This window comes from Xylanibacter ruminicola 23, from assembly GCF_000025925.1.
Classification (GTDB): domain Bacteria; phylum Bacteroidota; class Bacteroidia; order Bacteroidales; family Bacteroidaceae; genus Prevotella; species Prevotella ruminicola.
The window spans coordinates 344,387-366,655 of the sequence record NC_014033.1 but is presented as its reverse complement, the minus strand read 5'-3'; the positions used below and the strand labels follow the sequence as shown (position 1 = coordinate 366,655).

Below are 22,269 nucleotides of genomic sequence, written 5' to 3'. Positions count from 1 at the left end.
ATTTTTTGAGTTATATCAATTTTTTGCGTGCAAAGGTACAAAATATTTTGGACTTAAGCACAAAAGAATCGAAAAAAATGCGTTAGAACGGATAACCAACTGCAAAATGCAAAGTATGGGCACCACTAAAGCTGGGCACATTAAAATAGCCCGACTTACCCGTATCGTACGGACAGTGGATGGCTAAGCCCCAGTCTAAGCGGATAACCAGGAAGCCCAGATCGTATCGCAAGCCCACACCTGTGCCAAGCGCCGTGGTCTTTACCAACTGCTTAAGCGATGTGGGGAATTTGCCTCCCTCGACATACTCGTCGGTAAAGTCCCATACGTTACCAGCATCCAGGAACACGGCACCATTCAAATCGCCAAACAGCTTGGTGCGATACTCCAGGTTACCCACCAGCTTTGTCTCGCCATTCTGTATCAGATAATCGAGCTGGCGACCTAACCCACGACCATCAAAGCGACCAGGACCAATGGAGCGTACGCCAAAGGCACGGATGGTATTGGCACCTCCCACATAGAAGTACTCGCTGTAAGGTGCCTCGCTGCTATTGCCATAACAGTAGATAATGCCACCATTGAAATGCCCTATCAGCTGTGAGGTTGGGGTGAGATTCCACGTTTTTGAGAAATCGGCCTCTAAACGCAGAAACTGCGAATATGGGGTTTTAAACAGCTCCTTATCCTTCTCGCTGAAAGAGCGCCCGAACGCATAATCCCAAAGCGATACCAGATTGCCCGACTCTTCGACTGTTACCTCCCAACGGATGGGATGGCGCAACGACGACGGACTGGTGTACATATAGGTATAGCGCATCTTAGGCATGAAGCAGTCCTCCATCGAGGCTGCCAGATAGGGATTCTCAACAATCACCGAGTCGAACTTATCGGTATGGCTGTTTACGAACTGATACTTGAGCGTGAGGGGCGAGAACTCGTGGCGACTATTGACCGACGACTGCCAGCGATAGGTCCACTCGCCACTTACGATATGCATCTTATAATAATCGGGGCGACGAATCACATCGCTCGACACCTTGGCATAGGTGGTAGGTGTAGAATAGAAATGGCGACGGATGACACGACCATTCTTATCGCGGCGCACACGATCGCTATGAACAAAAGGTGCAATGATACGTGGGAACTCAATCGACACATCGGCACCATACTGATAGCTGTTCATATCAGCATCGGCACTCTTCTGCCACTCGTAGGCACCATGCAGGTTCAAATCAAGTTTCTCGCCGGCATGGAAAGCATTACGACGGGTAAGACCGATTCGGGCCTGAGGACCATATCGGCCACTGGTACGTCCGATGGCATTACACTCGATATAGAAATCGTAGGGTTTATCAAAGGTGCAGTTCAGGCGCAGGTCGAGGGTATCAGAATCGGGACGGGGCGTGAACTGGAAGTCGGTACTACTGAACACACCTGTGGCGTTAATCCTGCTGGCCGACTCCATATATTTCTCGTAGCTATACTCCTGGCGTGGGCGCAGACTGAGGTTACGCAACACCACGCGAGGCATGATGGGCGACTTCTTACCATTGAAATGAATGGTGAGATAACGGCGCTGTACCGAATCGGTAAGCACCTCGCGGGCCGACTTGCGGAAGTTAACATCCAGCTTGCCGATATACCACTTGCGCAGGGCCACATCGGGCAGGCCGTGTGCCAGCTGGAACCTGAGCTGGGCCTTGTTATCTACAGCAAAGGTATCAGCCAGGTACGAGGCATAGCTAGGACTGTAATAATAGTAGCCATTGTTACGCAGCAGCGTGCTGATACGGGTGCGCTCGGCATCAAGGTTATTGATACTGAAGGGCGACTGGCTCTTGATGAGACTCTCGTCGCGGGTTGAATCAATCAATGCCTGGATGGGAGCCGGGAAGTTAACATAGCTCACAGAGTCGAGTGTAAACAGCGAGTCGAGATGTACGGTATAGCCAATCTTACACTTCTTGGCATTCTTCTGTGGCACCAGCTCGTAAGTTACATCGCCACGAAAATAGCCGTTATTGCGCAATACCGATCGTGCCACACTACTGCGAAGCTCGGGGTTAACCTGACTCATCAGAACGGGTGGCTTACCAAACGTCTTGGTCATCCAGCGTGCAAAGCCCGAATCCTTACCCGCGTACTTATTATATACCCACAGGTGCCACGACCAGGGCACGGTGTAATAGCTACTGCCAAACAGCGATCCGTTGGGCTCGGTAGCCAAGGCGGCCTCGAGCTCAACCTTGGTATTCTCCAAGTGGGTGTCGTAAGCCTCAACATCGTATTCCTTCGCATCGTCGTAGGCTATCTTGGTAAGTCCCGTAAAGAGCTGCTCGCCTTCAGGGATATTCTTTGTCATTGAGCACGAAGCCAGACAAAGCACTAGGGGTATATACTTGATATTATTTAGCATGGCGTTCTCTGTTTGTGGATGGAACACTATCCCTACGGATGGTATCGCGAGGCGTGGTGGTTCGTGGCATCAGCATGGGCTGCTCCTTCTTCCAGAAGCTAAACACATCCTTCAGCGAGTTCAGCTTACGGCGCCAAACAAAACCTATACCATATTCGCCTGTGTAGCCCTCCAGCCAATCGTAAACGTTCTGGTTATAGAACAGCTTCAGGTTCTTGGTGGCATCCTGATTCAGGCGATACTCCATCGTGACATTATCGAAGAACGACTGGTTCTGACCACCCATCGCATCATTAGCACCCGACGATACTTTTCCACCCAACTCTATGCGCAGACGATTGTTGAAGAATCGCTTGGCAAACTTAAACGAGTAGTCGGTATGCATCGCTCCTGAGGCATCGGTAGTGTTATCGATACCCAAGCTCAGGTCGAGTGTCTTCAAGGCCGAACCTGCTATCGTGTTAATCTCGCTCTGCAGGAACGAGCTCAAGGCCGAGTTCATCGAGAAGGCACTGGTGTTGGTATCGGCCAGATACATACCGGTGGTAAGCATCGCCACAGCCATTTTTCCACGTTCCTCCTTCGACATGGTGGTCAACTCGCCACTCACCGTCTGATCCTCTGGGGCATCGATGATAAACTCCAGACCCATATCGTTCAGCGTCTTGGTGATAATCACACCACAATCAAACAGTACCGAACGGGTGCCACCACCCTCGTTGGTTACATTAGCCTTGGTACGCTCGGTAGCCGTGATGTTCAGTTTAGGATTCATCGGATCGCCCGTAAACTCTACATAGCTGCCCTCCTTAACGGTAAACGTCTTGAGCGGGATTACAGGCAACGAGTATTTCATCTCGCCACTCGACAAGGTATAACGACCTGTGAGGTGGATACCCTCGGCGTTGTACTTCATACGCAGGTCGCCACCACCCATCAAATCTACGTAGTTGCTCTCATCTACATTCAGGTCGCACACCACGTGAGCACCTTGCGATACGTTGATGGTAAGATCAACATTCAAGCCCGATGGTGCAGGACGCGTAACTACCGTGGTGGTAGAATCGCTGAAGTCGGTAAACTTAACCAGCTCTTCCAAACGGTTATCAGTTGAGAGAGGCGAATCGAGCAGCATATAGGTCATATCGGTAGAACCCAGCACATCCAGACGGCCACGCATATTCAGCGCCTCGAGCGGACCCTGCATACGACTCATAAAGTTAACGTAGGCCTTACCCCATGCCACACTCTTGGCCTGACGCTTAGAGTTGATAAGCAGGAAGTTGTTGGCACGCATACGCATATCCATCATGATATGCTCGGTATCCGAGAAGTCGATGTTACCCATCAGGTTCAGCAGGTCGTTATTGCTCGAGTAGAGTCCGAAGTTCTCCAGCAGCAGCTTAGAGCCCACGATACGCACGGGGTCGTTATCAAAACGCATGCGGATGCCATAGGGGATGCTGACCAGATAGGCCGAATCTACGTACATCTCACCATTCACCTCGGGATGACTGGTGGTGCCACGAATGGTTACACTACCCTCGCCATAGCCCTCTAAGCCAACCAACTGGTCGGGCACAAATCCATTTACCAGCGACAGAGGCAGGCGCGTCATCGTAAAGTTGGCATCGATAAAGCCTTCGCCCTGACTCTTGTAGATACCGCTCAGCAAACCGAACTCCTCGTCGTCGAGCATCAGGCGGGCCTCTACGGCATGGGTATCGTCCTCCTTCATCAGGTAAACCAACTCGGTACTGATGTTACCAATGGGCGACCCTTCGTAGGTCATCTGGCGCACAGCCATATCGCTGGCCACCGAGATATTCTCGTTCTTATCCTGCAGGATATGGTAGTCGCCATTCAGCTTACCCGTAATACGGGGCAGGTATGGGATTACCGAGGTGAGCTCGCCCAAATCAAAACTGTTCACACTCAGGGTGATATCCTGCAGCATGGTAGAATCCTGGTTCTCGGTATAGAGTTTGATACCCGTCTTATCGTCGGCAATCAGGTCCACCTTTGCCTGCAAGCGCTTGTTGCGACCCATAAACAGGAAGTTGTCCTTGTTCAGGTTAAACTCCTTATAACCAATAGTTGGGCGCTCGGGCAACAGCTTAAAGCGGATACCATCGTTCTCCATCTCGGCTGTCACGCCTAAACGCAAGCCCATTTTATCGTGCTGGTCGAAAAAGCGCAAGCCTACCAATGCACCATGCTGGTGGACGGTACCATCAATCAGGGCATTGAAGATAAACTGCGGATTACGCTTGTTGTTGCGCACCTGACCCTGGTAGGTTAAGCGGTCGCCCTTCTGTGTGAGGTTCAAACGGATGGTATCGATACGGGTACTATCGTAAACCAACGAGTAGAGATAGCTCTGACCATTAATACCTGTTACAGGCGAGGTATTCACATCCAGCATCAGCTCCTTGAACTGAACATCTAACGCCTTGAGCAAACTGGCCATCGGGTTGTCGCGCTTACTCTCGACATGCAGTTTCATCTCGGGCAACAGACGCTTGATGGCAGGTTGGTCGATGATGCGCTTATCAATCTGCGCCACAGTTGAGTCGCCTAAGATGGTGAGTTTCTTCAGCAGGCGCTCGTAGTTGCCCTTGGCATCCAGCTTCACGATAAAGTCGCCACTCTGAATACGGGCAATCACGGTATCTACCGTAGTATTGACATGCAGTCCGATAAAATCGGGTCGCAGGGTTTCGTTCTTACCTTTGATGTAGATTTCATCCACCAAGCCTGTTACACGATGAGTGAGTTTCATATCCGAAACCACATCTACCGAACCGCATAAGCCAATCGCCAATGGCATATCAACCAAACGCATGCGGTACAGGTCGGCCTTATCCAGATCGGCACTGATGGTAGCCATCAGCTTCTTGGTATTCAACTGGGCGTCAACACCTATGGTGCCTTGCAGCAACTGGTTATGACCCGTGATAGATGCCAACGCATGTCCGTTAGCCAAGGTGGCTTCGGCATTCATCTGCTTCAAGTCCCAACTGCCATACTGCAACTGGTGTATCTTGGCACTGGCTGTCAATTTGCTCTTGTTCGAGAGGAAATCGGTACCATATCCCTTGGCCTTCACATCGGCTGTGATGGTATAGATAGAGTCGCGTGGCATAAAATGGTGCAGATTCAGACGGTTGATGCTCATATCGGCATCGTAGCTTATGCCAGCCATCAGCAAATCACCTTTAGCATTGGTTGGAATGCTGGCACTACCCTTCAGTTTTACTATGCCTGTACCCTCGCGCAGTGTCAGATTGGTGGCATAGCGGGTGCCATCGGCCTTCAGCTTACCATCTATCGCCATACCTGGCAAGCGATAATTACGCATCAAGGCAGGATCGGCCAAAGCCAAGGCAAAATTCAGATTCTCGGTCTTGGCATTCAGGGCGATATCAGCCTTCAGCTTGGTGATATCAGTTACGTTATCAGCCGTACCGGTAGCTGTGATGCGGAAGGCAGTTGGCAGATGGATGTTGAGCCCCGTAAACGCCATATGCTGCATATTTCCGTTTACCGAACCCTTGATGCTGATGGGATGGTTAGGATAGTTGCGCACAAAGGCCTGTGGCATATCGCCGGCAAAACGCATCACATCCTGCTTACCTATCTGCGCATTCAAACGCAGCTTCATCGCACCAGGCTGCTGGGTGTCGAAGGTATTAAAGTCCATCGCCAGCTCGGTCTCGATATCTGTATCAGGCGTTTGCAATCTCAGTTGGGGGATGGTGAGTCGCTTGTCGTCCATCGTTACGCGGGCCGACAGGTGGTTTACCTGCAGACCGCTTTTCTCCTTCGCCCTCAGGTCTCTAATAATAAGAGAGGTGTTAGGCTCTACGTATTCAATCGAATCGATACGCAGATTGATATCCGTAAGTGCCAGATGGTTATAATCCAGTCCGCTCACCTCTGGCTCGTAGCGGTTGTCGTAGTTCAGGCGTCCCTGGTTCCAGTCCAGACTGCCCACTTTATAAATCTTGTTACCAAGGTCGGCCAGCACTTCGCGTGCCACTGCCCTACCCATATAGGCTTGGGCGTTCAGCGTGTCGCCTGGCAGGTGGACCATGAAATTACTCTTCAGGATACTCACCGAATCGGCATTTACTATCCATTTCATTGTCGATTCTGTGGTGTCAACAGCCGCTGTATCGCTCAGGGCGATATCCAGTTGGGCTTCTGAGAGTCGGGCACCATTCACTTCTACGGTTTCCTGGTCAAGGTCGATACCATTCGACGACAGCCAAAGTTCCTGCAGATTACCTTTGATACGTAGGTCGCCAATAAAGCCGTTGGTATTCAGTTTGGCATCTGTCAGCGATAGCTCGTCTATCACCACACGCTTGCTAAACAAGGGTATCAAGCGCACATCGCACACCATCTTGCGCACATCGGCAATGGTGTCGGTCTGGTTTTGATGCAAAGCACGAAAGCCCTCGATGCCTAAGTCGAGCGGGAACTCCAGGCATACCCGTTCTACTGTGATGTCCATGCCCGTTTTCTCCGAGGCGATGGCGGCCACCTTCTTTACCGCCCAATTTTGCACAGGCGGCAAATAAAGTAGCGCGGTTAGAATCACAATAAGCAGTATGGGTACCAAAACCGCTATCCCCAACCACTTCAGGACTTTCTTCATTTGTTTATCTGGTTGATGCAGCCTGCCACAACGGATCGTTGGGCAACGGTGCCTCTACGATAATGGTTTCTTTCGAAACAGGATGCACGAACTCCACCCTACGCGACATGAGCGAGATACTGCCATCGGGATTGCTGCGAGGCGCACCATATTTCAAGTCGCCCTTAATGGGACAGCCCATGGCAGCCAACTGACAGCGTATCTGGTGATGACGACCCGTCATCAGGTTCACCTCAAGCACCGTATAGTTATCTGTCTGTCCTATCACACGATATTTCAACAGGGCTTTCTTGGCATTGGGGCGCTCCTTATCGTAGGCATAGCTCTTGTTCTGTTTCTCGTTACGCACCAGCCAGTTCTCGAGCGTTCCCTCGAGGGCCTTAGGACGATTTTTCACTATCGCCCAGTAGGTTTTATGCACCTGTCCCTCGGCAAACATCTTGTTCAGTCGGGTAAGCGCTTTCGAGGTTCGGGCAAACACCACCAGCCCTGAAACAGGACGATCCAGGCGGTGCACCACACCCAGGAAAACGGCACCTGGCTTGGCGTACTTTTCTTTGATATAGTCTTTCACCAATTCAGAAAGGGGGCGATCGCCAGTCTTATCGCCCTGTACGATCTCCCCACTCTGTTTGTTGACTATGATGATATGGTTGTCTTCGTAAACGACCTCCATAATGTTCAATAATCAATGTTCAATGAACTACATGTTCATACCACCATCAACCTGGATAACCTGACCGCTTACATAGCTTGAGAGGTCAGAAGCCAGGAAGGTAGCAACATTAGCGATATCCTCAACCTGACCACCACGACGCAGAGGAATCTTGTTGATCCACTCCTTACGGATATCGTCGGGCAGAGCCTGAGTCATAGCTGTATCGATGAAACCAGGAGCGATGGCGTTAGCACGGATACCCTTAGGACCCATCTCCTGACCGATACTCTTAGCCAGAGCAATCAAACCAGCCTTTGAGGCAGCATAGTTAGCCTGACCAGCGTTACCATGAACACCTACTACTGATGCCATGTTGATGATAGAGCCACCACGCTGACGCATCATAACGGGTACACAAGCGTGGATGAAGTTGAAGGCCGACTTCAGGTTTACTGCGATAACAGCATCCCACTGCTGCTCAGTCATACGCAGCATCAGTCCGTCCTTAGTGATACCAGCATTGTTAACCAGAATATCGATTGATCCGAACTCTTCCTTTACAGCCTTAACTACTTCCTCGGTCTGAGCAAAGTCGGCAGCGTTCGAAGCATAGCTCTTAGCCTTTACACCCAGAGCAGCAATTTCCTTCTCGGTCTCCTCGTTCACCTCAAGGTCGGTGAATGCGATGTTACAGCCTTCAGAGGCATACTTCAGTGCGATAGCCTTTCCGATACCGCGTGCAGCACCTGTAATCAGCGCTGTCTTACCTTCTAATAATCCCATAATTGTTTTCTATTATTAATAATGTGTAATGTTTATCTTTTCTGAATCTTTCCCAGCGCACCATAAACCACCTTGGCCACCTGGGGTTTGGTGTCCTCCTCCTTCATACCATGGGCAATACGTCCATATATATAAGGTACTTCGAGGCCCTTGATACAATAGTGTGTAATATCAGCCACCAGGTCCACGTTGTCGATATCAAACTCGCCATCGTCCTTACCCTCGGCATAAACCTTACGGAACAGCTCAATCTCGGCATCGTCGAAATGGCGGCGCACTTTCTCTACCATCCAGATGTTACGGAAGAACTCTGCACGCAGGTTACCGTTACGAACCACCGTTTCGCGAATCATACTGAGATGGGTATAGATCAGCTCGATAATCTTGTCCTGTGGACGGATTTTTCGGGCAGCCACCTCATCGAGCTTGTCGCTCAATCGCTCCAACTCGCTCTCGATAACAGCATAGTAGATTTCCTCTTTCGACTTAAAATAGGTATATAGCGTACGGCGACCCTTACCCGATTGCAGGGCAATATCGTTCATCGTCGTATTTTCCAGTCCGTTCTTGGCGAACAGCTGGCGTGCTACATCTACTAGTTTCTGTCTTGTCTTGGATATAGACATGTCTGTTTCCTCCTAAATTTTAAAATTGCACACTATTCTACGATGTGCAAAAGTAAGCCTTTTATTTGAAACTGACAAGAAAAACGAGGAAAAATATTACAAAAACAACAAATTTACAAAAAAATGGCCGAAAAATTTGGCCAATTCAAAAAATAGTCGTACCTTTGCACCCGCAAATCAGGAAACACCCTGAAATGCAGCGAAAATTTAACATCGCGGAGTGGAGCAGTTGGTAGCTCGCCAGGCTCATAACCTGGAGGTCGCACGTTCGAATCCTGCCTCCGCAACTAAAGAGGAGATGCAAGCTGAAAGGCTTGCATTTTTTGTTTATATCCCTCCCCCCCCGACTTACTGACAGATTAAACCGCATACAAAAAAAATGATCCGATCGTCAGGGCTCAGGCCCTCGACAATCGGATTATCAGATTTACTTTTTCATTCTTGCTATAACCTTTCGGTAGTAACTGTTAGTAGTTTTTATACCATAATTCATACCACCATTCCAAGAACGTATAGCCTTCTCGACGCTGTTCTCCGGGTTAAAATAGCTTTGAATCAGAAGGAACATCTCTTTCGATTTTTCTACACTATAACGGTCAGCTAATGTGTATCGCTTCTTACTCTTACGTTTACTCAGGATGTTATTACATTCCTTAACGAGTACTGGAGTAATCTGCATCGCGCCTACCGAGTTTCCACTCACGGCCTTAGGATTTCCTTCGCTTTCCACTTTAATAATTGCATCCATCACTGGATTCCAGTCAAAGCCTAACGTTTTGTTGCTCCGTGTACCGAAACCTTCGGCCGAAACCGACAGAGTTACCAAGAACAGAGCCATTAAGCTCAAAACTGCCTTCTTAATAAAACCAATCATAAATCTCTATACTTTAGGCGGAGGGTTCTCGCGAACAAACCGCGTTATCCTTTAGATAAATTCATTAAAATTGAGAGTACCGACTTCACGTCGGAAATGCGTTCATATCAGCGCTTAGTTACGCTTAACCGGTGCAAAGATACGACGAATGACCTTACCGCCCAAATATTTTTAGCTTTTTTAAGCATTATTGGGAAGTTTCACGATTTAAATCAAGTATTGATTTTTTATTCTAAATCCACAACAGTGATGCCTGCACCACCAAACTGCACATGCTCGTCGCGGTAGTGCGAAACGTTAGGAATAGTGCCCAGATACTGTCGGATTAACTGGCGCAGAATACCTGTTCCGGTACCATGCAGAATGCGTACACGACTCACTCCTACCAGTATAGCATCGTCTATAAAATAGGTAATGGCATTAATAGCCTCGTCGCCACGCATACCGCGCACATCTATATCTTGTTTAAAGTTCAGTTTTCGATTATCAATCACATTGCGAGTATCCTTCGATACCACACCATACGAGCCAGCAATATTGCTGTTACGTTCCTCGGCCTTGGTCTGCTGCTCCTTGGGTTTCTCGGCATGCTCCAGGCGCTCCAGGCGCATCTTGGTTTTCATACCACCAAATACTACCACAGCCTTTCCGCCATCGATACTATCGATAACACCCACGCTGGTAAGACCCTTGATACGCACGGTATCGCCTTTCTGGAGTGGTATGTTAGCCTTTGAGGACTGAGCACTTGCTACAGCTGCGGCATCCTCTCGCTTTCCACCTTCCTCTTTCTTCGAAAGCTTCTCGGCCTTACGTTTCTCTCTGCGCTCCTTACGCTCCTGAATCTGGCGCATCTTCTTGGCAATGGCTTCATCAGTAGCACGGGTATCAACCTGAGCCAGCTCCTCCTTAAAGGTATCCAGTTCCTCGCGAATCTTGCGGGTACGCTCCTTCTCGGCCTGGGCCTCACGTATCTCACGGATGGCGTTTTCTATCTTCTTATTACTCTCGCGCAACAGTTCCTCGGCCTGCTCTCGGGCCTTGCGCAGAATAGCCTTGCGCTCTGCTTCAATCTCTTCTACAGCAGCCTCCAAGCGCTCACCACTGGCCTGCAGTTTCTTCTCGTGCTGGTGGATAGTCTGTCGCTTACCTTCCCAGTAACGCTTATCGCGCACAATATCCTGCAGGTATTTATCACTCTGGATATAATCCTGACCCACGATATCACTGGCATCCTTAATCACCTCTTCGGGGATACCCGTCTTACGGGCAATCTCGATGGCAAAGCTCGAACCAGGCTGACCAATCGACAGCTGGAACAAGGCCTGCATCTCATGTCGGTCGTACAGCATGGCGCCATTCACCACACCCTCGTGATCGTCGGCAAAATGCTTCAGGTTCTGATAGTGAGTGGTAATCACACCAAAGGTACGCTTCTTCCAGAACTGCTTCAGCATGGCCTCGGCAATAGCACCACCAATGGCGGGCTCGGTACCGCTACCAAACTCATCTATCAGCAACAGCGAGCGCTCGCCAGCCTGTTTCATCATCTGCTTCATGTTCATCAGATGACTCGAGTAGGTACTCAGATCGTTCTCGATGCTCTGCTCATCGCCGATATCAATCATGATACTCTCGAAGATACCTGCGGTAGAGCGATCACCGATAGGAACAGGCAAGCCGCACTGCAACATATACTGCAGCAAGCCAACCGTTTTCAGGCATACCGATTTACCACCAGCATTAGGACCACTGATAAGCAGCAGTCGCTTTGCACGGTTCAGCATAATATCCAGAGGCACCACATGCCCACCCTTCTTCTCCAGCGAGAGCTGCAGCAAGGGATGGATGGCACGAATCCAGTCGATAACAGGTTCGGCCTTTACGGTTGGTTCAAAAGCCAGAGTCAGCTCAGCCCACTTGGCCTTGGCCTGAATCAGGTCGATCATAGCCAACAGCTGATACGAGTCGATTATCTCGCGCACGTGCGGGCGTACCTCATCAGTAAATACCGTCAGAATACGAATCACCTCACGACGCTCCTCAGCCTCCAGCTGTCGCACCTTATTGTTTGCCTCAACCACTTCGGTCGGCTCAATAAACACCGTCTTACCAGTAGCACTCTCATCGTGCACAATACCGTTAATACGGCGCTTTACCTGTGGAGCCACTGGTATCACCAGTCGTCCGTCACGCATAGCGGGGGCAGCATCCTTATCTACCAACCCATCGCGCTGGGCCGCATGCAATATAGTATATAATGTACGCGAGATACTACCCTGCGTTTTCTCTAAGTCGTGACGGATACCAGCCAGCGTCATCGAGGCCGAATCCTTTACCTTACCAAATTTATCCAGAATAGAGTCGATACGACGAATCATAGCGGGGAAGGTAGCCACGCCATCAGTTAAACGGTACAGGGCCGGATACGGATACACCACCTCGCCGTTAGGTTTCTCGTCGCCATCGCGCTGCAAAAAGCGCACAATGTTGGCAATTGTTTCCAACGAGCGACGCAAATCCCACACCTCATCCTCTTCAAGATGGGTATTCTCCAATCGTATGCGCGCAATGCTCTCGCGCACATCAAAGAAGTATTGCATGGGAAAATCATCGTGTTCGGCAGTCAACCTACGGAACTCGCGCACCTGCGTTAACCATTCATTTACTACATCGGCATCAACCGAGAAAGCCATTTCGTCGACTTTCTCCTGCCCCAAGGTGCTCTGGCAACGTGCCTTCAGCAACCTACGAATCTCATCGAATCCGAGCTTACGCTCAAAGTTATTTGGATAAATCACGGGTGCAAAGGTAGTAAAAATGGAGCAAAAATGCGCAAAATCACAAATATTTTATAAAAAGTTGGCGAAAAATTTGTTTATTCAAAAAAATCTCCTTACCTTTGCACCCGCTTTCGAGACAGAAGAGCACTGGAGAGATGGTAGAGTGGTCGATTACAGTAGTCTTGAAAACTACCGTGCTGAGAGGCACCGGGGGTTCGAATCCCTCTCTCTCCGCTAAGAGCTTAGCTTAAACGCTGAGCTCTTTTTTTGTGTCCGAGCAGAAAACTCGATTTTCGCTTGCGGGTTTCGTTCCTTTTTTGTACCTTTGCGCCATAAAAAACAACTTAACGATGACAAAACTCTGTATCAGACTGATATTCATCACTTTAGCACTGTCAACTCTTGGTAGTTGCGAGCAAAAGAAACAAAATAATAATTTCGAGGCTGCCGATGGTTATGGGATAGCCGACTCGATTGTTTCGGCTATTAGCGACGAACGCGACTGGCCCAAATTCCTGGCTACCTGCGACAGTTTCCAGCAGACAGGCGATATTTCGAGGGTAAAAGCCATATTCTATAAAACCGTAGCGTTTAACCTGATGGGCAAATACCGCGCCTCGCTGAGTCTTTACAACCAGCTGGCCGACGTGAACGTGAGCGAGCTGATTACCGAGGCCGATCTCGAATCATATATCTACTCAAGTAAGGATTATATACGCATGCTGTGCGATATGCGCCGCTACGATCGCGCCCTGCGACAGGCTCGTAATGCCGACCGCAAACTAAGGGCTGCTGGCTACAATGCGTTTACCGACCATCAGGACATTGCCCAGATGATTGGCGAGTGCCAGCTCTGTCTGGGACAGAATGCCGATGCCATGCAAAACTTCAAAAAGTCGTTGAAAGCCATCAAGGAACGTCTGAAGACCAACAACGGCGACCTCGATCTGCGCGAGTGCCAGAAAACCATGAATGCCATCGCCACCGTTTACATGCGTCGTGGTTACTATAGCGAGGTAACTCCATGGATCCTGGCCCAGGACTCACTGTACGAACAAGCCTTGAAACTTCCCAAGGCCGACCCTGTTTATCTGGATGAGATGAAGGCCGAAATCAGCTACACCCGCGCCATGCAGGCACATGCTTTGGGACGTATCGACTATGCCGAGAAGGCATTTGCCGAATACTCATCTACAGCCACTTCGAAACAGCCAGGCAGCCTGATTAACAGCTGCCGATACCTGATGGCCACCCACCGATACGAAGAGGCTGCCAAAAACATGACCCAGCTTGATAAGTTTATGACCGAGGGTGCCTACGAAGAGGCCGACCTTGAGAATATCGGTCGCTTTATGATACCTAAATTCCACGTCAACCTGATGGCGGGTCATTGTGATTCAGCACTCCAGGTGGCTACCAGGATTGCCAATCTGTACGATTCGGCCCTGGTGCGCCAGAAGATTATCGATGCCGATCTGCTTTCTACCGTTTACGATACCGAGGGCAAAGAGCGCGAGATAGCCGAGCAACGTGCCCAGTTGAGTCAGCAACGCATGCTTTGGGTAATTGGCGTAAGTCTGGTATTCATCATCCTGCTGCACCTGCATCTGGTACAGCGCCGCAAAGCCTTCAAGAAGCTGAGCGACACCAACAAACAGCTTATCGAGGCCAACGAGCGTGCCGAGGAATCAGAGCGTATGAAGAGTAAGTTTATCCATCAGATATCACACGAGGTGCGCACACCGCTTAATGTACTTTCGGGCTTTACGCAGGTACTGGCAGCCCCTGATATCGAGATCAGCGCCGACGAACTGCAGTCAATCAGCAAGAAGATTGTAGAAAACAGCGAGCGCATCACCCGTTTGGTTGATAAGATGCTTGACTTGAGTATGGTTAACGCCCATACCTGTGCCGAGTGTAACGATAAGATATGCCCTGCCGACATCGCCTATCAGGCCGCCCAGCAGGCAGGCATTACACAGGCCACCCACCTCGACTTTAATCTTAAGCTGGGTGCACGCACCAGTCAGGTTATCCTCACCACCCATCTCAAATCGGCTGTCAAGGCCTTGGCATTGCTGCTCGACAACGCCCAGAAGTTTACCCAGCCCATCGCCTTTAAGGGCAAGGCGCCCGAAGGCAAGGCCAGCGTGGTACTCAATGTAAACATCGACGGACAGAACGTGATTTTCAGCGTAGAAGATACAGGTATTGGCGTGCCAGCCGATCAGGCCGAGAATATCTTTACCGAGTTTGTGCAGCTCGACGAGTACACCGATGGTACAGGTATCGGTCTTTCGATAGCACGCTCACTGGCACGCAATTTAAAAGGTGATATCAAACTTGATACCACCTATACTGCCGGCGCACGCTTTATCATGCAGCTACCGATTTAATAATCAAATATTGTTTTAATCGTATACCTCTATCTCAATGCGATAAAAATCGCCTTCCTTTGTTATTGGGTACACGGCAAACTGTGTTTCATAATTGCCGTCGCCCCAAGGGTTGGTAATATACAGGCGCTTATCGTCGGGCTTGGTAATCACGTTAAAGGTCTTACCGTTAAACTGCACCGTTTTCTCCTGAGCAATACGTGCCAGGAAACGTTCGGCATCGCCCTTGTCTACGTAATAAAGACCTGCTGTTACTGACGAATCGAAACTCATGCAGAAGAAATAAGCATGAGGCGATGAGGTAGTAATCTCGTAGCCCACATCTTTCTTGTCGCCCTTCTTCACGCCGTGACCATAAACCACTTCGGCATAGTGTTTGTCGCCTTCCTGTACATCGTCTCTACAGATAAACTGCAGAGGTGTATTAGGCCTCCTGCCTGTGCCCTCGTAGTTGTACAGCAAGTCGAGCAGATTGGTAAGAGAAATCTCCTGTCCCGTATCATCCGACGATGACGAGAGCGAGAAAACTCCCGCTGCTATAACAGCCAGAACCACGATTGTTGTTATAACCTTTTTCATTTTACCTTTTTTACTTGTTAATTGGTTTTATTGAATTGCGGCACAAAAGTACTAAATTAAACTTAATCCACCAACATTTTTGGTATTTATATGCTTAAATTATTTTTTTTTAGTACCTTTGCACCGCATTTGGCAACACATGCACCCGTAGTTTAAAGGATAGAATAACGGATTCCGGTTCCGTTGGTCACGGTTCGATTCCGTGCGGGTGTACTGGTTTTTCAAACACAACGCTAATCAATGCTATCGCAAACATTCCAAGCAGTAACACATACCCAATCAGATGCACGATTACCCCAAAAATCTGTTTCATTTGTATTTTATGTTTATTTGTTTAATTACGCTGCAAAAGTAAAACAACTCATTATTCTGCGCAAATAATTTCAGCCAACGGGCTTTTTTAATCAACAAAAACCACATAAAAATAAAGGTGCATAAGTTCTAAACTTTCCTAATATTCGCTGCAAAGGCACGTTTTATCGTAGTTTTTTATTTACCTTTGCCCCTGATTTTAATATGTTATGTAATATGATGAAGAAGATTATTTTTGCGTTGCTGGCAGCAGTGTTGGTTTGCCAGCCCGCCGATGCACAGTTTTTCAAGAAGATTTTTAAGAAGAAGGCCAAGACCGAGAAAAAGGCCAAGAAGAGTGCCGATGGTATCGATGATGCAGCACAGATTGCAATGGCCGATATAGCCACACTGGCCGATAACACCAATAATCGCAATGCTTTTATGGGCATCCCCTTGGGCATCAAGGCCAGCCTGTTCGAGAAGCAGCTAATTGAGAAAGGATTCACCGAGCGTGTACTCGAAGGCAAGCACACCGCCAAGTCGTACACCTACGACGGCCAGGTGTATGGTGCCAAGTGTACCGTTACACTGGCCGTAAGCGACGAGACCGACCGCGTATATGCCGTAGATGTAACCGAAGATACCATCTACCCCTCGTTAAAAGAGGTAAAGGCCCGATTTGCCAAAGTAAAGGCCGAACTGGTTAAGGTTTACGGTCGTGGCTTTGTAGATAATCAAGGCGAGGCCTACACCATCCAGACCCAGTTAGGCACCGTTAACCTGCATTACGAGCGTGGGTCGCTCACCAGCAGCTATACCTTTGGTTTTGCACTCGACGATGCCAAGGCCTACCAGATGGCTTATAACGAGATGGACGACAAGGAGTACGAGACAGCTCCACGCACCATCACCAGCGGACTGGCCTCTGCCTGCAACCATACCGACTTGGTTGGTTTGGGTGTGCTGCTGTATCAGAACCGCACCCTGAAAGGCGCGCAATCGGTACTGGCCAGCTACGATTACACAGCAGGTAAGGCCACAGCCAAAGTGCTGCCCGCCACATTTAAGATGGATGGCTATCAGGCCACAGCCTCGCTCGCCCGTCGCAAGCAGGCCATCACCGCCATCACCCTCACCGCTACCGACGATGCCGAAGCCCTTTGCAAAGACCTCAAAACCTACGGCTTCACTAGCACCGATCAGAAAAACTGGCGTCAGGGCAAGATGACAGCCATCGTAACCACCAACACCCAAGGTCAAGTAGTGCTTACAATTAAATAATTCGCTATATTTTTAAAACTATCACCCCCACCCTCGCAATACCGAAAAGGTAAAGTTTATTAAGTAATACCCACATAAATTTGATATAATGCGCGTAAAAAGATTATTAGATTTCCTGGATGCTTCGCCAGTAAACTTCCTGGCAGCACAAAATATCGCCACCGAACTTGAAAAGGCTGGCTATCGTAAACTCGACCCTCACGAGCCGATTGGTAACGTGAAGGCAGGCGACAGACTGTATGTAACCAAGAACGATTCGTCGGTCTATGCCTTCCATATCGGCCGTAAGCCTATGGCCGAGGCTGGGTTCCGCATGATCTGTGCCCACTGCGACTCGCCCACCTTCCGCATCAAGTCCAACGCCGAGATGCTGTGCGAGGGTGGCATCGTAAAGCTGAACACCGAGGTGTATGGTGGTCCCATTATGTCAACCTGGTTCGACCGTCCGCTCACCATCGCAGGTCGTGTGATTGTGCGTGGCAGCGATGCCCTCAACCCCACCACACTGCTGCTGCACGTAAAACGTCCGCTGCTGCAAATCAGTAATCTCGCCATCCATTTTAACCGTCAGGTAAACGATGGTGTGAAGCTCAGCAAGCAAAAGGATATGCTCCCCATCCTGGGCATCATCAACGATGAACTCGAAAAGGGCAATCTGCTGATGAATATCATCTGCGGCGAACTCAGCATCAAGCCCGAGGAGGTACTCGATTTCGACCTGTATCTGGCCGACGCCACCCCAGCCTGCACGTTTGGTGTACACGATGAGTTCCTGTCGTCGGGTCGCTTAGACGATCTGTCGATGTGCTTTGCCGGACTCGAGGCCATGATTGATACCGATACAGCCGATGCCACCAAGGTGCTGGCCATTTTCGACAACGAGGAAACAGGCTCGCAAACCAAGCAGGGTGCAGGCAGTCCGTTCCTGGCCATGATGCTACAGCGCATCGCCCAGGCCCAAAGCGGTAGTGCCGAAGCCTGGTACCAGGCCATCGAGCGGGCCTTTATGATCTCGGCCGACAATGCCCACGCCTGGCATCCCAACTACAGCGAGAAATACGACCCCACCAACCATCCCGTGCTGGGTGGTGGACCGGTTATCAAGTTTAATGCCGCACAGAAGTATGCCAGCGATGCCGTTTCGGCAGCCGTGTTTGCCGAGATTTGTCGCGAGGCCGGCGTGCCCTGTCAGCGCTTTGTAAACCACTCCGATGTGGCAGGTGGCAGCACGCTGGGAAACATCTTAGCCTCGTCTATCCCTCTGCGAGGTGTAGATATGGGTAATGCCATTCTGGCCATGCACAGTTGTCGCGAAACAGGCAGCGTGGCCGATCACCTTTATACGGTTAAGGCCTTTACGCAGTTTTTTAAGTAACCCGATACAATGAAGAAGATAATAGTTGCGGCAGTAGCAGCGATGATGGCCATCATAGTGCCATCATCGTGCAGCCGCAAGCCTCAAGCAAGTGCTACGGCAGACATCAGCCAGCAGCAGCTCATGGAACGCGCTGCCGAGTTGTGCCAATACATCCCCGACCACGAATTACGTGCGGGCTCCGAAGCCTATCTCACCAAGGATTTCTATGCCGTGCTCGACACCATGTTCAATCATCTGCCCGAGCACGAGGCCATGGATCACGAGTGGCTGTACTACTTTGTAACAGGCAATGGCGGCACCATAGCCGACTACGAGGTGGCAAGCGTAGATATCACCGATGCCACCCATGCCACAGCCACCATCAAAGTACGTCAGAAGTGGGAGAACGGAAGTTTTGACGAAACAACCGACATCGAGGAGCACCAGCTAATGATGGAGTTTGTGGATGACCAATGGCTGTTAGCCGACTTCGACAATCACAAGGCCGACTGCATTCGCCACATCGCCGAAACACGATGATGGTGCGGGATACCAACTTTTGATTAATACGATTTGTACCCACGGGTGCGCAATGCTTTAAACACCGAGTTTTAGGTATTGCGCACCTTATTATTTTGCCGTAATTTTGCACGCAGTAATCAAATATAAACAAGAATGGGATTATTAAAGTCGTTTTTTAATCAGTGTGCACGACCTGAAGGATCGCTGGGACGTGCCATGTTGTGTTTCATGAATTATACGCATGCACCACTTACCAACTGGGGCCTGAAGCTTGTGAACGTACAGGATGGATGGACGATGCTGGATGTGGGCTGCGGAGGTGGTTTTACCATACGCCGACTGCTTAAAAGGAGTAAAGATGCGCAGGTGTATGGCATCGATATCTCGGAGGAGAGCGTAACAAAAGCCCGTCAGGTAAACGCAGAGGTACTGGATAAGCAGGTATATGTAACGCAGGGTTCAGCCGAACAGTTGCCTTACAACGACGAGATGTTCGACCTTGTAACGGCTGTTGAAACGGTGTATTTCTGGCCTAACCTACCCGACTGTTTGCAGGAAGTGCGTCGTGTGCTGAAGCCTGGTGGCAAATTTGCCATCATGGTAGAGGTGGTGGATAGCGATTCGAAGTGGACCAGCATTGTGGATGGCATGACGGCCTATACACCTGAACAGCTGAAAACATTGCTGGACGATGCAGGATTTATACAAACAGAAATCCATCGCAAAAAGCCGACTTATGCTACGATTATGGGCGTAAAGGCATAATCGACGTAAAGGTTAATAAGCATACACCAGGCCGTATTTCTCGTGTAGTTGGCGCAGGGTGCCGTCGGCCTTCATCTGACTGATGACGTCGTTTACCAGTTGCAGCAGGTCGTCCTGTCCCTGGCGCATCAGTACACCTATCTCGCCATGGGTAAAGGGGGCATTCAGTAGCGGGGCTGCCAGTCGGGTATCGGTCTGTATATAATAAGGTGCCTCGGTAATCTCGGTTATCATCACATCGGCTTGGCCCTCGGCTATGAGCGATGGTATCTCCTCGTTCTTATCATGCACAATGATGGTGGCATGAGTAAGATTCTGGTTGGCAAACTTCTCGTTCAGTCCGCCAGGGTTCACCATCACACGTACATCGGGCTTATCGATATCTGCCAGTTTCTGGTAGCGGTCGGCCTCGGATGCCCGGCACAGAATGGTTTTACCATTAGCCAGATAGCCATCGCTCATCAGCATGGTTTGTTTGCGGGCATCGGTGATGGTGATGCCGCCAATGGCCAGATCGAATGCTTGCGGATTGGACGTAACATCGGTAGAAAGTGTAGGCCACGAGGTTGGCACAAACTGTATGTTTACGCCCAGGCGCTTGGCAATCTGACCAGCCACCTCGATACCGAATCCCCAGTACGTGCCGTCGGCCTCGCGGAAGGTTAACGGACGATAATCGCCCGTAGTGCCAATCAGGATGGTGCCACGCTCCTGAATACGGTTGATGGTGGGCTGGTTTACAATGATAGTATTATCCTTGCCTACCGTACACGAGGCAAACGATACCATACTGCCTAACAATACGGCACTGAGGAATAAAAGGATAAATTTACGCATTTGTATTCTCATCATCTGGTATTAATGTTTTCATAATGCGCGGCAAATATAAACAAAAAATCCCAAAGCCATACCATTTGGCCTTGGGATTTAACTTTTGTTGAATTCTGTCTCTAATTACAGCGTCATTACCCGTTTCATCTCAAGATTCTCGTAGCCCTCGGGACAGTGGGTTGAGAGATAAACGGTGGGATTCTGCTGGATAAACTCGCGTACACGATCGAGTGTGATGCGGGCAGCCTCGATATCCTCGAACACGATACTTAGCTTATTGGCTTTCAAGGCTGCATCGCAATAAGTCACGTCGCCGTGCATCATATAATAAAGTCCATCGTTCTCAGCAATGATAATGCTGTTGCCCTTGGTGTGCCCCTTGGCCTCGATAAACCAAATGCCATCGGCCACTTTTTCGGCTCGTGGGAAGTTCTTGAACGATTCCTTGTATTCCGAACGGATGATGTTTCCACCTTCTGGCAGTTTCATGGCGTCGGCATCCTCGGGCGAAATATACACCTTGGCATTGGGGAAATACTGGATGGCAGCCGAGTGGTCGGGATGCTTGTGCGTGATAAGAATCTTCGTTACCTGCTCAGGCTTGTAGCCCAACTCGGCAAAGGCCTCCATATAATCCTTCACTTTCTCGCCCATATAGAGTGGCGCGCCCAGTTTCTTCTCGGGTGCCTTAAAATCGTTCTGGAATCCAGTGTCAACCAAAATCACCTCGTTTCCAGTGTCAATCAAGAAGTTCTGCAAACTGCTGCGGTAGATAATCTGTTCGTCTGTACCTTCCTTACCTTCACCGCCAAAGGCAAACTGCTGGTTCATAAAACCGCCATCGAACATGCGAATTGCTTTAATCTCCATAATCGTACTTGTTTTGTTTGGGTTAGTAATAAATCTTCGCAAATATAAGAAAAAAATCCCAAAGCCATACCATTTGGCCTTGGGATTTATGATTTATTGTGTTATCACCCAGTTCGCTGAACGAATATAGGGCTTGATTGAAAAAAATTCCAGATGCAACAAAGAAACGCTACTTTTGCAGTACAAGTATTTAAATAAGGTTATAGATATGAAACAAATGAGACTAATGATGATGGCTTTTGCCATGATACTGACTGCTGGGGCAACGGCACAAATGAGACCGCAGCGAATAACTCAGGAGCAGATGACCAAGAAGATGGTAAGTGAACAGAAGTTAGACGAGAAGCAAACCAAGAAGGTGACAAAACTGAACAAAAAGTTCAAGAAGCTTATTGAGGGAGAACAACAGGATAACATGAAAGGTCAGCGACCTCCTATGGGCCAAGGCCGCCCTGGTGGTAATCAAGGTGGTGGCGCACCTGGTGGCGGCATGGGTGGCCCTGGAGGCGGTGGTAACGGAGTCGATTAGGGAACGGGGCGAAAGGCCCCTACCCTACCACATTAAACA

The 22,269-nt window shown here is 49.5% G+C and carries 16 protein-coding genes and 3 tRNA genes; 9 read left to right on the top strand and 10 right to left on the bottom strand.

Annotated features, from left to right (window positions below):
• Positions 1-82: 82 nt before the first annotated feature.
• From tamL to PRU_RS01480, 5 genes are all read right to left on the bottom strand, one after another.
• Complete coding sequence (gene tamL / locus PRU_RS01500; protein ID WP_041386497.1) at positions 83-2,419, bottom strand: translocation and assembly module lipoprotein TamL; 2,337 nt, start codon at positions 2,417-2,419, stop codon at positions 83-85.
• Positions 2,409-6,992, bottom strand: a complete 4,584-nt coding sequence (locus PRU_RS01495; RefSeq protein WP_049769052.1) for a translocation/assembly module TamB domain-containing protein — start codon at positions 6,990-6,992, stop codon at positions 2,409-2,411. The genes tamL and PRU_RS01495 overlap by 11 nt, the downstream gene beginning before the upstream one ends.
• 94 nt (positions 6,993-7,086) lie before the next feature.
• Positions 7,087-7,758, bottom strand: coding sequence for an RluA family pseudouridine synthase (locus tag PRU_RS01490; protein WP_013064336.1), 672 nt, complete (start codon positions 7,756-7,758; stop codon positions 7,087-7,089).
• 27 nt (positions 7,759-7,785) lie between these two features.
• On the bottom strand, positions 7,786-8,523 hold the full coding sequence (gene fabG, locus PRU_RS01485; protein ID WP_013064524.1) for a 3-oxoacyl-[acyl-carrier-protein] reductase: 738 nt from the start codon (positions 8,521-8,523) through the stop codon (positions 7,786-7,788).
• A 32-nt stretch (positions 8,524-8,555) separates the two neighbouring features.
• Positions 8,556-9,149 (bottom strand): TetR/AcrR family transcriptional regulator, encoded by a 594-nt coding sequence (locus tag PRU_RS01480; RefSeq protein ID WP_013065131.1) that lies wholly within the window; start codon positions 9,147-9,149, stop codon positions 8,556-8,558.
• A 214-nt stretch (positions 9,150-9,363) separates the two neighbouring features.
• Here PRU_RS01480 and PRU_RS01475 point away from each other — a divergent pair.
• Positions 9,364-9,436: transfer RNA gene (locus PRU_RS01475), tRNA-Met, on the top strand.
• A gap of 140 nt (positions 9,437-9,576) precedes the next feature.
• Here the strand turns inward: PRU_RS01475 and PRU_RS01470 are convergent.
• Both PRU_RS01470 and PRU_RS01465 read right to left on the bottom strand, forming a co-directional pair.
• The gene (locus PRU_RS01470) at positions 9,577-10,023 is read right to left on the bottom strand and encodes a lytic transglycosylase domain-containing protein (protein WP_080517156.1); all 447 of its coding nucleotides are present in this window, start codon (positions 10,021-10,023) and stop codon (positions 9,577-9,579) included.
• A gap of 227 nt (positions 10,024-10,250) precedes the next feature.
• On the bottom strand, positions 10,251-12,824 hold the full coding sequence (locus PRU_RS01465) for an endonuclease MutS2 (RefSeq protein ID WP_013063296.1): 2,574 nt from the start codon (positions 12,822-12,824) through the stop codon (positions 10,251-10,253).
• Positions 12,825-12,955: 131 nt separating this feature from the next.
• Between PRU_RS01465 and PRU_RS01460 the strand changes: the two genes are divergently transcribed.
• Positions 12,956-13,040 (top strand) — tRNA-Ser (locus PRU_RS01460).
• 116 nt (positions 13,041-13,156) lie between these two features.
• On the top strand, positions 13,157-15,202 hold the full coding sequence (locus PRU_RS01455) for a sensor histidine kinase (RefSeq protein ID WP_041385513.1): 2,046 nt from the start codon (positions 13,157-13,159) through the stop codon (positions 15,200-15,202).
• Positions 15,203-15,217: 15 nt separating this feature from the next.
• On the opposite strand, the gene PRU_RS01450 is transcribed toward PRU_RS01455, so the two are convergent.
• Entirely contained in the window at positions 15,218-15,781 is a 564-nt protein-coding gene (locus tag PRU_RS01450; protein WP_033151431.1) for a hypothetical protein, read from the bottom strand.
• A gap of 141 nt (positions 15,782-15,922) precedes the next feature.
• On the opposite strand from PRU_RS01450, the gene PRU_RS01445 reads away from it, so the two are divergent.
• The 5 genes from PRU_RS01445 to PRU_RS01425 all read left to right on the top strand — a co-directional run bounded on the left by PRU_RS01445 (position 15,923) and on the right by PRU_RS01425 (position 20,000).
• Positions 15,923-15,994: transfer RNA gene (locus tag PRU_RS01445), tRNA-Arg, on the top strand.
• Between the two features lie 315 nt (positions 15,995-16,309).
• Complete coding sequence (locus PRU_RS01440; protein WP_041385512.1) at positions 16,310-17,356, top strand: hypothetical protein; 1,047 nt, start codon at positions 16,310-16,312, stop codon at positions 17,354-17,356.
• Positions 17,357-17,444: 88 nt separating this feature from the next.
• A complete protein-coding gene (locus tag PRU_RS01435) occupies positions 17,445-18,731 on the top strand; it encodes a M18 family aminopeptidase (RefSeq protein WP_013064710.1) in 1,287 nt (428 codons plus the stop codon).
• Positions 18,732-18,740: 9 nt separating this feature from the next.
• Positions 18,741-19,253, top strand: a complete 513-nt coding sequence (locus PRU_RS01430) for a hypothetical protein (protein ID WP_074684013.1) — start codon at positions 18,741-18,743, stop codon at positions 19,251-19,253.
• Between the two features lie 135 nt (positions 19,254-19,388).
• Positions 19,389-20,000, top strand: coding sequence for a class I SAM-dependent methyltransferase (locus PRU_RS01425; RefSeq protein WP_013064146.1), 612 nt, complete (start codon positions 19,389-19,391; stop codon positions 19,998-20,000).
• A gap of 12 nt (positions 20,001-20,012) precedes the next feature.
• Here PRU_RS01425 and PRU_RS01420 read toward each other — a convergent pair whose 3' ends face one another.
• Positions 20,013-20,852: a transporter substrate-binding domain-containing protein gene (locus PRU_RS01420; RefSeq protein ID WP_224083007.1), complete on the bottom strand. Its 840-nt coding sequence runs from the start codon at positions 20,850-20,852 to the stop codon at positions 20,013-20,015.
• Positions 20,853-20,954: 102 nt separating this feature from the next.
• The gene (locus PRU_RS01415) at positions 20,955-21,701 is read right to left on the bottom strand and encodes an MBL fold metallo-hydrolase (RefSeq protein WP_041385510.1); all 747 of its coding nucleotides are present in this window, start codon (positions 21,699-21,701) and stop codon (positions 20,955-20,957) included.
• A 208-nt stretch (positions 21,702-21,909) separates the two neighbouring features.
• On the opposite strand from PRU_RS01415, the gene PRU_RS01410 reads away from it, so the two are divergent.
• Complete coding sequence (locus PRU_RS01410; RefSeq protein ID WP_041385509.1) at positions 21,910-22,230, top strand: hypothetical protein; 321 nt, start codon at positions 21,910-21,912, stop codon at positions 22,228-22,230.
• The last annotated feature ends 39 nt before the right edge of the window (positions 22,231-22,269 follow it).